The following is a 12398-nucleotide window of genomic DNA, read 5'->3' on the forward strand; positions in this document are numbered from 1 at the left end:
TGAAAGGGTCAGATGCTCGACCAGACCTCGGAGAGGGCGTCATCCTGATGGGGGGCATTGTCGCGGGACGAGTCCGGCGCCGTGGACTGGAACTGGAACTGGGCAAACAGTCCGGTATTTTGCAGGGCGTGGGTGAGGACCACGGGCAGTTCCTTGCCGAGGATGTTGAGCACCGCATGTTGGCCGGGTCGCCAGGGCACCGGGCCGGTAATCAGTGTGGCGGGCTGGTGCATGGCGCGGATTTCGGGGAGCATCAGGGTCCGCTGGTAGTTTTCCGGGTGATTGCTGGCGACGGCGGGCCGGATACCCACGGCCGCCGCAGCGGGGTTGAGCATCTCAATTCCCATTTGCACGGTTTTCCCGGTCGGATCCTCGGCCTGGATGCCGGCGAATTTCAGCCAGCGGATGACGCCGATTCCCCATTTGAGGGTCTTGCCGTTGTGGCCGTGGCGGATGCCGACCACTTCGCCGACCTGGGCCTGGGTCGTGGCCGCCTCATGGTATTCCAGGCAGTAACCACTGGCGCTTTCATTGAGGATCAGCCAGCTGCCCGCCCGATAGTGTTGCGCCGGATCGCTTGAGGCGAGTTCCTCCGCGTCGCCGAACGCGGGGGCGTCATGCCGTGCCAGTTCCGTATCAACCAGGGGCAGAATGCCGGGGCTGTCAAAAGCCGTGGTATCGGTGGTGTAAATCATGTCCCAGACGTCGTGCTGCGGTTCGTTAATACTTTTGATTTCCTGGCTTTCGTACCGGGCCCGGTGTTCAAACAGATCCCGATCGCTCTGGTGACGGGCCAGCTGATTGAGAAACCGGTGAGTGGCGCTCAGCCCGATGGTGACCTCGACGGACTCCTGCTTCGGGCTGCGCGGGAAGCTGCGTTTGGTTTCGGCGCCCCAGGCCACCAGCAGTCGGCGCATCAGATCGTGGGAGAGATCCGGGCGAGCCAAATCCACGCTGGTCAGGGTGGTCGCGATAACTTCCTCGTTTGCGCGAATTTCCTCCTGCAGGAGATGGGTCAGTGTTTCGGTCTCAAGCTGCCGGTAGCGTGACCGGTGCTTTTCCCGGATGATGGCGTAAGCGGCAGGGCGCGGCGGGGTATCCTGATCCAGGCAAACCAGAAAACGGGTTTGGGTATCGCCAGCCGGTTGCACGCTCAGGGGGCGCAGCTCCAGCCGCCGGGCCCAGCGCTCCAGGGCATGGTAAATCCGGAGAATTTCACCCTGGCGCAACTGGTAGGGCGAGGCCAGCGCCAGCAGGAGCAGGCGCAGGTATTCCGCCTGCAGGGTGGTTTTATCCGTGGCAAGCTGCTGATCGTCGCTGACCACGGTTTTGTGCAGCCTGCGGGATTCGGCGTAGGCATAGAGTTTATGCAGCTCCTGCCAGGTCCGGGGGGCGCAGGGGGCGTAGATCTGGTAGGCGGTGAGCAGGTTGCGTCCCGTATAAGTGAGCGCCCGTTGCAGCAGCGAGGCCAGCAGTTTTTTGTCCTGAAACAGCGGGTGGGAGCGGGTCATCTCCTCGATGGCGATTTTGTACCCGGTGGCCATGGCCGCGTATATTTCCCGGGTGGCGACGGCGATCCGACGGTTCTTCTCCGGCAGCGGAAAGGTCATGGCCAAAAAGTGCTTGCGCATCGAGTCGGTGACATATTGAACCGGTTCGCGCATCTGTTCCAGAAAGCGAAACCGGTCCATAAATGGATACTGCAGCCGGTTGGTCTGGTTCAGGGTGCGGTAAATCAGCCGCGCCGTCTCGCCGAGGTTGGCTTTGGGCAGGCTGTCCAGCCAGGCGTCCACTTTTTTGGGGCGCAGGCTGAAGTCCTGCCGCCCCGGCTTGCGTTGTGCGGGGATTTCCAATCCGGGTGATCGGCTCACGATCGACTCCTTATATTATTGTTGATTTCCTTGTCTGCACGGACCCAAATAACACAAATTGTGTGCACTGTCACACCTTACACGCCGATTAAGGCTTGTTATCAGGGAGGGTATGCCAGCTGGCAGGGGCTCGCCATGGGCTGGCGGGCAAAATTTGATCGCCGGCGGCCGTCCTCAGATAAGGGGTGTTTTGGCGCTTTCGCCCGGGATCTCTTGCACCAGGCGGGGGACCAGATAGCCCGGCAGCCGCGCCCGTAGCGCCGCATGCAGCGCGCGGGCGCGGTCCTCGGGGACGGCGAAATGAGCCGCACCCTGCACCGGGTCGAGCTGGTGCAGGTAATAGGGCAGGACGCCGGCGGCGAACAGTGCCTCGCTCAGCCCGGCCAGTGCCGCCGCGCTGTCGTTGACCCCGCGCAGCAGCACCGCCTGGTTAAGCAACGTCATACCCGCCTGACGGAAGGGCGCCAGCGCGTCTCTGACGCCGGCATCCAGCTCGTTGGGGTGATTGGCGTGGATCACCATGATCACGGCCTGGGGCGCTTGCTGCAGCAGGTGTAACAGCCGATCGGTCAGCCGCTCCGGCAGGATAATCGGATAGCGGGTATGCAGGCGCAGCCGCTTGAGATGGGGGATCGATTGCACCGCGTCGAGCAAGCCGGCCAGGCGGTGATCCGAGAGGCTCAGCGGATCCCCGCCGCTGAGAATCAGTTCCTCGATGCTCTCATCGGCGGCAAGGTAGTCGCGAACCTGCTGCCAGCGATCCGGCATGGGGTTGGCGTCCTGATACGGAAAGTGACGCCGGAAGCAGTAGCGGCAATGAATCCCGCAGGCGGCGGTGGTGACCACCAGTGCGCGGCCGTGATACTTGTGCAGCAGGCCGGGCCGGGCCATGGCCGGCAGATCGCCGACCGGATCGGCCACATAGCCGGGAACGTGCTGCAGCTCCGCTTCCAGCGGCAAGACCTGGCGCAGCAGGGGATCCTGCGGATCACCCGGTTGCATGCGCGCCACATAGCTGTGCGGCACCAGCAGCGGAAAATCCCGGGCACCGGCCCGGGCCGCCGGCAGCAAATCGGCGGGCAGCGCCAGCTGTTCCAGCAACTGGCGGGGATCACGGATGGCCCGGGCCAGGGATTTTTGCCAGTCTGCGGTATGCCACAGGGGGGGAGTTCGCGTTATCATAGGCGGATTCTGTTTTAATGTATTTATCGTTATTGTCTTAATTGTCGTGTCCCCAGTTTACGGGATAGTCCGGTGAATTGGATATCAGGCGCAGCAGGAAACGAGGAAGTCCATGGCAACCTACAGTACCAATGAATTCAAAAGCGGTCTCAAGATCATGCTCGACGGGGATCCCTGCACCATTATTGAAAACGAGTTCGTCAAACCCGGCAAGGGCCAGGCCTTCAACCGGGTCAAGATCCGCAATCTGCTCACCGGCCGGGTGCTGGAAAAAACCTTCAAGTCCAACGATTCGGTCGAGGCGGCCGATGTCATGGATACCGATATGCAGTATCTGTATAACGACGGCGAGGCCTGGCACTTCATGCATCCGGAAACCTTCGAACAGGTTGCCGCGGATGAAAAGGCCGTGGGCGATGCCGCCAAGTGGCTCAAGGAGCAGGACGTCTGCACCGTAACCCTGTGGAACGGCAACCCCATCAGTGTGATGCCGCCCAACCATGTGGTGCTGACCATCGTGCAGACCGATCCCGGCGTCAAGGGTGATACCGCCAGCGGCGGCGGCAAACCGGCCACCACCGATACCGGTGCCGTGGTGCGGGTGCCGCTGTTTGTCGAGGAAGGCGAACAGATCAAGGTGGACACCCGCACCGGTGAATACGTAGGTCGCGTCAAGGACTAACGGCCTGCGCGGATGACAGCGGACAACACCTCCTGGCGGCCGGGCGCCGCTCTGGCGGTGATGCAACAACGGGCCCGCATGCTACAACAGCTGCGGGCCTTTTTTGCGCAACGCGGGGTGCTGGAAGTTGAGACGCCGATCCTTCAACGCCATGCCGTCACCGATGTGCATATCGACAGTCTGGGTGTCCCGCTGGCCGGCACAGACGCTTATCTGCACACCTCTCCCGAATACCCGATGAAACGGTTGCTGGCCGCCGGCAGTGGTCCCGTTTATCAGCTCTGCAAGGTGTTTCGTGCCGGCGAGGCGGGGCACCGCCACAATCCGGAGTTTACCCTGCTGGAGTGGTACCGGCCCGGTTTCGATCATCACGTGCTGATGCACGAACTGGAACAGCTGGTCAGAGCCTTGCTGGCCGATGACGTCTCTCTGGGTGAAACGTGCAAGCTCAGCTATCGCCGGCTGTTCCAGCAATATCTGCAAGTCGATCCCTTTACCTGTGCGGTCAATGATCTGCAACAACAGGCGCGGCAATACCGGATCGAACTGGCCGGGCAGAGTGAACTGGATCGCGACGGCTGGCTGGACCTGTTATTGACCCATGTGATCGAACCGCAACTGCCCGCCAACCGGCCGGTCTTCATTTATGACTATCCCGCCAGCCAGGGTGCACTGGCCCGCCTGCAGCAACAGAACGACATTACCGTCGCCAGCCGCTTCGAGCTGTATATCAACGGCCTGGAACTGGCCAACGGTTATCATGAATTACAGGACCCGGTCGAACAACGCCGGCGCTTCGAACGGGATCAACAGCAACGCCGGCAGCAGGGACGGTTCGTGCCCGAGCTCGATGAAAAATTTCTCGCCGCCCTCGAACACGGCCTGCCCGACTGCGCCGGCGTTGCCCTGGGGATCGATCGGTTACTGATGATCGCGACCGGCAAGGATGACATCCGCGACGTGCTCAGCTTCAGCATTGAGCGTGCTTAGATAGAATGATTTTATAAACGCGGAGGACGCAAAGTACATAAAGCAATTTTGAATTTTGAATGTTGAATGTTGAATTGTGGGCAGGCCATTTAATTCAAAATTCAACATTCAACATTCAAAATTCAACATTATTACGTGTGCCGAGCAGCTGCCCCATCTGCACATGATCTTCGGCGGCCAGTTCGTCGCTGAAGGTTACCGCGTCCTTGCCGAACAGCAGTATCACCGTCGAGCCCATGTTGAAGCGGCCCATTTCCTCGCCCTGTTGCAGATGCACGGGGTGCTGGCGGTAATCCCGGTACTGCACGGTTTTGCCGCGCGGCGGGGTGACGGTGCCGTGCCAGACGGTGTCGATACTGGCGACGAAAATGGCGCCGACCAGGATCATCGCCATGGGGCCGAGCTCGGTGTCGAACAGGCAGATTACCCGCTCGTTGCGGGCGAAGAGATCGGGCACCCGATTGACCGTGGTCGGGTTGACGCTGAACAGTCGTCCCGGAACATAAATCATTTCGCGCAAGGTGCCGGCCAGCGGCATGTGAATCCGGTGGTAGTCCCGCGGTGACAGGTAGAGGGTCGCGAAGTGGCCGTCCTGAAACATTCGCACAGCCGCACTGTGATCCGCCAGCAGCTGGGACAATACATAGCGATGGCCCTTGGCCTGCAACAGGGTTTCGTATTGCAGCCGGCCCAGCTGGCTGACTGTGCCATCGACCGGACAGATCACATTCCCGTCACCGACGGCCAGCGGCCGGGCATCGGCGGCCAGGGCCCGGGTGAAAAAGTGATTGAAGTCGGGATAGGCGCGCGGATCGGGCTGTGCCGCCTCGGCCATGTTCACATTGAACAGACGAATGAAACTGGTGATGCAAAGATCCTTCAACCAACCGATACGCAGGCGCGTCAGGCGCCCCATCAGGTGCGAGAGCAGGTGATGGGGCAGCGCATATTGCAGGGCCACAAAGGCGGCCGCCTGCACGCGGCGTAGCAGGGTTACCGGGTTCAGTGTCATGGGCTAGTGATGCTGACCGCCCTGTTCCCGTGCGGACTGGGGCTTGACCTCGAAGGGGACGTTGATCGACTCGCCCGCGGCTGTTTCAAACGTCACATCGAGGGTTTCGCCGCGCTTGATGGCGCGTTGGGGCTTCATCAGCATCAGATGCATGCCGCCCGGTGCCAGCGCGATCTGTTCGCCGGCCGGGATCGTCAGACTCTCCTGTTTGATCATCCGCATCATGCCGTCCTGATGGCGCATGTCATGGATTTCCACCTTGCCGAAGTCGGGACAACGGGCCGTGGTTATCACCACATCCTCGGTGCCGGGGTTGGTGATTCGCACATAGCCGGCCATGACCGGGGCGACAGGGGGCGCCTCGGGGGACCAGGCACCTTCGAATTCCAGGGTCTGTGCAGACGCCGGACCGGCCATCAGGGAACCGGCCAGCAGTGCGAACATCAGAAACGGGCGAAACTGCGACATGGTTTAATCTCCGTAGTAGTTAATAATGGTCTGGTAATTGCGCGCCAGGGTCGTTGAGTCATGGGGCGGGGACAGGACGGCCCGCATCCGACCCTGTGGATCGATCAGCAGCACCTGGCCGCTGTGGTTGACCGTATAGTCGAGCGGGTTGTCGTTCTTTTTCTCGTCGTAACCGTACAACACGCCTACCTGGCCGGTGAGGTTGTCGATTTCGTCCAGCTCCCCGGTGACACCGACAAACGAGGGATCGAAATAAGTCACGTACTGTTTGAGCGTGTCGAGGCTGTCCCGATCCGGGTCCACCGAGACAAAAAACAGTTGCGGATGGCCCGGCTCACCCGGCTCGGTGGGCAGTTTTTGCCAGACGCTTTTCATGGTGTGCAGGGTCGCCGGGCAGATATCGGGACAATTGGTAAACCCGAAAAACAGGAAGCTCCACTGGCCTTCCAGCTGTTGCAGGCCAAAAGGCCGGCCATGGTGATCCTGCAGGGCAAACGGCTGAAGCTGGCGCGCCTCGGGCAGCACCGTGGCTTCCATCTCCTCGGGGATGCCCCGGCCGGTATCCTGCAGGGAGAGCCACACGCCCAGCCAGACGGCGACAACGGCGACCAGGGCGATGAGCGGATAACTGACGAACTTGGGAATGCGGGTATCGGACATGGCAACATTATCTCATGAATTGGGCGACGACAGAGTCTGTTCAGGTTCAGCGGGAAAGTAAAGGTTCCGACATCGATAGACGGGATTTGAACTTTTTGCCTATCCCGGCTAAGGTTAGGAAAAATACCTAAGGAATTACCTCAATGTCAAATGTTAACTATATGATCCCAAAGGGCGAACGCCCCATCTGGACCCCGGAGCTTGAAGCGCTGGATGTGTTCGCCGACGGCATGCTGAGTATTCCCCTGCTGGGCGAGGTGACCGCCGGGCTGCCCATGGATCTGTGCGAGCAGGACGAGCGGATTTCGGTGCCGGCCAACATGGTGCGCCGCAATACCTATGCCCTGCGGGTGCGCGGCCATTCGATGATCGACGACAACATCCAGGACGGCGACATCATCGTCATCGAAAAGCGCGAGACGGCCGAAAACGGCCAGACCGTGGTGGCGATGATTAACGGCGAGAGCGTGACATTGAAAAAATTCTTCGTCGAGCACGACGGTATTCGTCTGCAACCGGCCAACCCCGAGATGGAGCCGATTTATCTCAAAAACCAGGATGTGCAGATTCTGGGGATTGTCTCGGGAGTCATCCGTTCGGCCGACTGAGCCCCGCGTGTGAAGTTTCTCTGTGATGAGATGTTGCAACGGCTCGGCAGCTGGCTGCGGGCCGCCGGTTATGACACCCTGATCGAAAGCAACGGGCGTGACGATTACCAGCTGTTGCGTGAAGCGATCGCCGAGCGCCGCCAACTGATCACCCGGGATCGCAAACTGCTCGAATACCGCCGCGCCCCGGGCCATGTCATCCTGCTGGAAGGCAATAATCTCGAACAGTGCGCGGCGAGCCTCTCCCGCCAGCTGCCCATCGACTGGCTATACCGCCCGTTCACCCGCTGCCTGGTCTGCAATACCGAACTGCGCCCGGCTGACGAGACCCGCCGGGCGGCCATGCCCGCGGATGTGCGCCGGCAGGCTGGCACGCTATACTGTCCCACCTGTAACAAGGTCTACTGGGACGGCAGTCATGTGCGGCGCATGCGCCATCGTCTCAAACAGTGGCAACAAACCCTGGGGACGCCCGCCCGGGCCGACGCAGAGTAGGGCCTTTTCTGTGGCCTGACGGTCAATCAGCCCGGGACAAGCCGTCGCAAACCTTTTATACTGGACGTTTTTACTCGGCTATTAACCTTCCGCGGAGCTTCCCGGAGCAAAAGAACAGGTGTTGTCTATGAAATCATTCATTCCTCCCCACCGGACCCTGATGGGGCCGGGTCCGTCCGATGTCAGCCCGCGGGTCCTGGAAGCCCTGGGGCGCCCGACCATCGGTCATCTCGATCCGGCCTTTATCGGCATGATGGAAGAGATGAAAGAACTGTTGCAGTACGCCTTTGCCACCAAAAACGAGCTGACCTTCCCGGTCTCCGCACCCGGTTCGGCCGGCATGGAGACCTGTTTCGTCAACCTGGTGGAGCCCGGTGACAAGGTAATCGTGTGTCAAAACGGCGTGTTCGGCGGGCGCATGAAGGAGAACGTCGAACGCTGCGGCGCCACGGCGGTCATGGTCGAGGACGAGTGGGGCACGGTTGTGGATCCGGCCAAACTGGGGGACGCGCTCAAGGCTCATCCCGATGCCAAGATTGTCGCCTTCGTGCATGCCGAAACCTCCACCGGCGCCCAGTCCGATGCCAGGACCCTGGTCGAACTGGCCCAACAGCACGATTGTCTGACCATCGTCGATGCGGTCACCTCGCTGGGTGGCTCGCCCCTGAAAGTGGACGAATGGGGGATCGATGCCATCTATTCCGGTACCCAGAAGTGCCTCTCCGCGCCGCCGGGGCTCTCACCGGTCAGCTTCAGTGAGCGCGCCGCCGAGGTCGTCAAGAATCGCAAGACGAAGGTCCAGAGCTGGTTTCTGGATCTGACCCTGGTCATGGGCTACTGGGGCGGCGGCGGCAAACGCGCCTACCACCATACCGCGCCGATCAATAATCTTTACGGTCTGCATGAAGCGCTGTTGATCCTGCACGAAGAAGGACTGGAAAACGCCTGGGCCCGGCATCAGCATCATCATCAGGCGCTCAAGGCCGGCCTGGAAGCGATGGGCATCACTTTCGTGGTCAAGGAGGGCGATCGCCTGCCGCAGCTCAACGCTGTCAGCATTCCCGAAGGTGCCGATGATGCCGAGGTACGCTCCATTCTGTTGAACGATTACAACCTGGAAATCGGCGCCGGGCTCGGCAACCTGGCCGGCAAGGTCTGGCGTATCGGCCTGATGGGCCACGCCAGCAACCCGGCCAACATCGAGTACTGCCTCAAGTCGCTGGATGAGGTGCTGAGCAAGATGAACGCGCCGATCAAAAGCGGCGTGGCCGTGCCCGCGGCGAAGGCGGTGCTGGAAGGCGCGGCGCAGGCCAGTTAAACGATCCGTTTAACGAAACAGAAAAGGGCGACATCAGGTCGCCCTTTTTTGTTTGCCGGTGTGTTAATCCGCAAATTAACCCGAATAGTCGTAGGTCACGCTGGCGATAGCCTGCGTGACAGCTTTCTTGTTGTGACGATAAGGGATAAAACATATCACCGCAGAGACGCCGAGGACGCAGAGTAAAAAATGTCTTGTGTATGGCCCAGTCGGGCGATGATGTGAGAGAATTTTTTATAAAAACGTAACCACGAAGACACGAAGTATAAATTAATTCGCTTCGAGGCTTCGTGGTTTGTTATTGAATTGGTGAACAGTTTCGGACCGGATAATGATCTGCAGGCTGTATCCTGCACCGACCATCAGCCTTCGCTGTTGGCGCAAAAGCCGCGTATTGCTCAATCAGACGTTGTTTCGATAACGGTTTCGATCATCACCTGGTTGCGGCCTGCCTCTTTGGCACGATACATGGCCTGATCCGCCCGTTTAGCCAGCGTACGAGGGGTATCATTGATGGCCCAGGTGGCTACCCCAAAACTGGCGGTGATGTTGCCAATCGGGCCGAAATCGCAGGTTTCAATGGCCTGGCGCAAGCGTTCTGCCAGTTGCGTGGCATTCTCCAGATCGCAGTTACCTGTAACCACCATAAATTCTTCGCCGCCCCAGCGACCAAAGTAGTCGGTAGGCCGTAGATTCCGGGTGATAATATCACTGAGGGTTATCAGAACTTTGTCACCTGCATCATGACCATGAGTATCATTGACCTGTTTGAAATGATCGATATCGAACAACAGTATGCTGCAGGGTCGGCCATATCGTTTAGCTGCGCTGATCTCTCTGTCGATGGTTTGCTCGGTGTATAATCGGTTACGGATCCCGGTCAAGGCATCGGTATGGGCCAGGTGTTCGAGCTGTTCGTTAAGTTGGGCGATTTCATGGGCGGAAATGGCGACCGTGAGATATTCGGCCAGATCGGTGATTGCCCGTTGTTCTATTGCGCTCCATGCCCGGCTCTGGCCGGTTACCTGCTGTGCCCAGGTCGCAAAAGAGTGCCTGGGTGAAAGCTGTATGCCGTCTTTGTCATCGTGCAGCGGTTTTTCCGGATTGCCGGCCCACAGTTGGGTTTTGATATGCTCGGTGCGCAGTAGCAGTAACCAGCCTGTATTCATTGGGCCCAATGGTAACGGGGTAGCCAGCAAGCCACAGGCGTCTTGTTTATCGATCAATCCCGTCAGTCCGGTGAGTTGCAGTTCGTTACTCTGCCAGGTGCCGTGGCTTTGGGATTCATGATCCAACCAGGCGGCGATTTTCTTCAGGGTCGGTCGATCCGGTACCCTGCCCAGACCGAAGGTATGTTTTGGATAAACCAGGGCACAACCGCAGGCCCGGAACAGTTCCAGCCAGTCGTAACCGTGCTCCTGAAGTATAATTGCCGGTTCGCGCAACTGGCCACGAATCTCGGCGAGCAATGCCTGACTGTCGCGTACCCGTTGTAAAAACCGTGCTTCCTCGTGAGCCTTGATCAAAAACAGCCGCTGGGTGGCGGCCTGGACCAGGGAGCGGGCGGCATCGCGCACGTCGGGTGACAATGAGCGGGGTTGTAATGCATGGGCGGCAACCAGACCGTATAGTTGTTGCTGCTTGTAAAGCGCGATGGAGAGTGCACCCTGCACACCCATATTCTGTAGATAGACAAGGTGAATGGGAGAGACCGCGCGCAAAACCCCCTGCGACAGATCCAAGGGGCCATTGTCGGGGTCCTCGGCCGGTATCAGAGGCACGTTTGCAACACTCGAATCAGGGATACTGCGTACCGGGTTGATATCGTACAGGGCTCGCACCTGGGGCGGTATGTCGCTGGCGGGAAAATGGTGTCCCAGAAAGCTTTGGGCCTGATCATTTACGCTCTCGGCAATGACGGTACCATGCCAATCGTTATCAAACTGATAGACCATGACTCGCTCGTACCCGGTCAGCTCGCGTATTCCCTCGGTCAGAGTATCGAGCAGTGCCTGGCTATCGTTTGCTTGCGCAAAACGGTCGAGCCAGTCATTCACGGCCGGCAGAAGGTGATGACGGCTGCTGTGGTGCAACTGTTCGAATTCCAATACCAGCCGCGTGCCGCTGCGATAGACAAGAACATTATAGCGTTGTGTCTGATCACCAAAGCGGCGAGTCGTGCGCAAAGCCGTGGTTGAAAATACGGCGTCTTTTAACGCACGTTGCAAGCGCTGGACAAGCTGTTTGCCTAGCAGTTGTTGCGGCGAGCTTTGCAGCGCCTGTTCAGGCGAGACAGCCAGGCAGTGATGGATATTCGCACTAACTTGAAGAATTCGATTAAAAGTATCATCCATGCTGATCAGACAGCCATGGGGCTGGATCGCCCCGGGGATATGCACAGGTTCCTGGGCGCATGATTCCAGGGCTTTTTGAAACTCGTTGTCGGTAGTCTCGCTCAAGGCTCGGTCCTGTCGGGTGGCAGATAATGATCAAAATGCTGATATAAAACGTCAAAAACTTGTACTGCACTGTGAGTAGCGGCTATGTCGTCCAGTACCCCGTCGTAACATGCCAGCAGAACCTTGAAGTGTTGCCACATTCCTTGCTTGTATAGATGAAAGTAGCGGGCGCCACAGGTGGCTTTTAATCCCAATGTTTTGGCAAGATGTGGTGCGATGATTCGCCCACCCTGGGTGGCGCCTTCCAGTACGTAAAGAACACCCAGCAGCCTGCTTGTATCGTATATCGATGGCAAATTTGGTATTTCAGGCGGGATGATGCTGGTCATGGTGTGCAGATCGCGCAAATCATCTCGTAATAGCGGCCACCGCTGTTGGTAACGATAGACAGTATCCTGTTTATCGGCCAGTCGCGTGAATTCATTAAGCAGCGAGGGTTCCAGTACCCGATAAAAATCGGCAAAAGCGTTCAATACCCGCAGGTAGTCCTCACCAGTCAGCGCCGGGCCAGGTAGCGGTCGCAAAATCGGGTGCTGTTCGAGTGCCTGATGGGCCGGCCGTGTCGCGGCCCTTAGTCGGCCGAGCAAACCGGTTGCCCCCGGTTGCGTCACACTCCTGGTCGAACCGCTGTTTCGAATCGTGTCGTGACCCAT

Annotated in this window: 12 protein-coding genes; 5 read left to right on the forward strand and 7 right to left on the reverse strand. The window is 59.1% G+C overall.

The features are described 5' to 3' along the window. Positions 1 to 8: 8 nt before the first annotated feature. Positions 9 to 1871 (reverse strand): hypothetical protein, encoded by a 1863-nt coding sequence (locus U5J94_RS08470; RefSeq protein ID WP_322565210.1) that lies wholly within the window; start codon positions 1869 to 1871, stop codon positions 9 to 11. Between the two features lie 174 nt (positions 1872 to 2045). Next, positions 2046 to 3053, reverse strand: coding sequence for an EF-P beta-lysylation protein EpmB (epmB, locus tag U5J94_RS08475; protein WP_322565211.1), 1008 nt, complete (start codon positions 3051 to 3053; stop codon positions 2046 to 2048). Between the two features lie 112 nt (positions 3054 to 3165). Between epmB and efp the strand changes: the two genes are divergently transcribed. After that, entirely contained in the window at positions 3166 to 3735 is a 570-nt protein-coding gene (efp, locus tag U5J94_RS08480; protein WP_322565212.1) for an elongation factor P, read from the forward strand. 12 nt (positions 3736 to 3747) lie between these two features. Beyond that, the gene (gene epmA / locus U5J94_RS08485) at positions 3748 to 4725 is read left to right on the forward strand and encodes an EF-P lysine aminoacylase EpmA (protein WP_322565213.1); all 978 of its coding nucleotides are present in this window, start codon (positions 3748 to 3750) and stop codon (positions 4723 to 4725) included. 115 nt (positions 4726 to 4840) lie between these two features. Here the strand turns inward: epmA and asd are convergent, their stop codons facing one another. Genes asd through U5J94_RS08500 form a run of 3 tightly spaced genes read right to left on the reverse strand, consistent with a single transcriptional unit; the run spans position 4841 to position 6865 of the window. Continuing rightward, positions 4841 to 5737 carry an archaetidylserine decarboxylase gene (asd, locus tag U5J94_RS08490; protein WP_322565214.1) on the reverse strand — a complete coding sequence of 299 codons (897 nt, stop codon included), beginning with the start codon at positions 5735 to 5737 and terminating at the stop codon, positions 4841 to 4843. A 3-nt stretch (positions 5738 to 5740) separates the two neighbouring features. Continuing rightward, positions 5741 to 6205, reverse strand: coding sequence for a copper chaperone PCu(A)C (locus tag U5J94_RS08495; RefSeq protein ID WP_322565215.1), 465 nt, complete (start codon positions 6203 to 6205; stop codon positions 5741 to 5743). Between the two features lie 3 nt (positions 6206 to 6208). Continuing rightward, the gene (locus U5J94_RS08500; protein WP_322565216.1) at positions 6209 to 6865 is read right to left on the reverse strand and encodes an SCO family protein; all 657 of its coding nucleotides are present in this window, start codon (positions 6863 to 6865) and stop codon (positions 6209 to 6211) included. A gap of 143 nt (positions 6866 to 7008) precedes the next feature. Between U5J94_RS08500 and lexA the strand changes: the two genes are divergently transcribed. The 3 genes from lexA to U5J94_RS08515 all read left to right on the forward strand — a co-directional run bounded on the left by lexA (position 7009) and on the right by U5J94_RS08515 (position 9286). Next, on the forward strand, positions 7009 to 7473 hold the full coding sequence (gene lexA / locus U5J94_RS08505) for a transcriptional repressor LexA (protein ID WP_322565217.1): 465 nt from the start codon (positions 7009 to 7011) through the stop codon (positions 7471 to 7473). Positions 7474 to 7482: 9 nt separating this feature from the next. Beyond that, complete coding sequence (locus U5J94_RS08510) at positions 7483 to 7968, forward strand: Mut7-C RNAse domain-containing protein (protein ID WP_322565218.1); 486 nt, start codon at positions 7483 to 7485, stop codon at positions 7966 to 7968. Positions 7969 to 8089: 121 nt separating this feature from the next. Then, positions 8090 to 9286: a pyridoxal-phosphate-dependent aminotransferase family protein gene (locus U5J94_RS08515; RefSeq protein ID WP_416224162.1), complete on the forward strand. Its 1197-nt coding sequence runs from the start codon at positions 8090 to 8092 to the stop codon at positions 9284 to 9286. A 398-nt stretch (positions 9287 to 9684) separates the two neighbouring features. Here the strand turns inward: U5J94_RS08515 and U5J94_RS08520 are convergent, their stop codons facing one another. Both U5J94_RS08520 and U5J94_RS08525 read right to left on the reverse strand, forming a co-directional pair. Further along, positions 9685 to 11745 (reverse strand): diguanylate cyclase, encoded by a 2061-nt coding sequence (locus tag U5J94_RS08520; protein WP_322565220.1) that lies wholly within the window; start codon positions 11743 to 11745, stop codon positions 9685 to 9687. After that, complete coding sequence (locus U5J94_RS08525) at positions 11742 to 12398, reverse strand: biliverdin-producing heme oxygenase (protein ID WP_322565221.1); 657 nt, start codon at positions 12396 to 12398, stop codon at positions 11742 to 11744. The genes U5J94_RS08520 and U5J94_RS08525 overlap by 4 nt, the downstream gene beginning before the upstream one ends.

It is taken from the genome of Thiohalophilus sp. (genome assembly GCF_034522235.1).
GTDB lineage: Bacteria > Pseudomonadota > Gammaproteobacteria > UBA6429 > Thiohalophilaceae > Thiohalophilus.

What these genes read in the sequence shown, in the direction of transcription:
- epmB (WP_322565211.1), bottom strand. Translation starts at nt 3,053, where the DNA reads ATGATAACGCGAACTCCCCCCCTGTGGCATACCGCAGACTGGCAAAAA.
- efp (WP_322565212.1), top strand. Translation starts at nt 3,166, where the DNA reads ATGGCAACCTACAGTACCAATGAATTCAAAAGCGGTCTCAAGATCATG.
- epmA (WP_322565213.1), top strand. Translation starts at nt 3,748, where the DNA reads ATGACAGCGGACAACACCTCCTGGCGGCCGGGCGCCGCTCTGGCGGTG.
- asd (WP_322565214.1), bottom strand. Translation starts at nt 5,737, where the DNA reads ATGACACTGAACCCGGTAACCCTGCTACGCCGCGTGCAGGCGGCCGCC.
- U5J94_RS08495 (WP_322565215.1), bottom strand. Translation starts at nt 6,205, where the DNA reads ATGTCGCAGTTTCGCCCGTTTCTGATGTTCGCACTGCTGGCCGGTTCC.
- U5J94_RS08500 (WP_322565216.1), bottom strand. Translation starts at nt 6,865, where the DNA reads ATGTCCGATACCCGCATTCCCAAGTTCGTCAGTTATCCGCTCATCGCC.
- lexA (WP_322565217.1), top strand. Translation starts at nt 7,009, where the DNA reads ATGTCAAATGTTAACTATATGATCCCAAAGGGCGAACGCCCCATCTGG.
- U5J94_RS08525 (WP_322565221.1), bottom strand. Translation starts at nt 12,398, where the DNA reads ATGGGTCACGACACGATTCGAAACAGCGGTTCGACCAGGAGTGTGACG.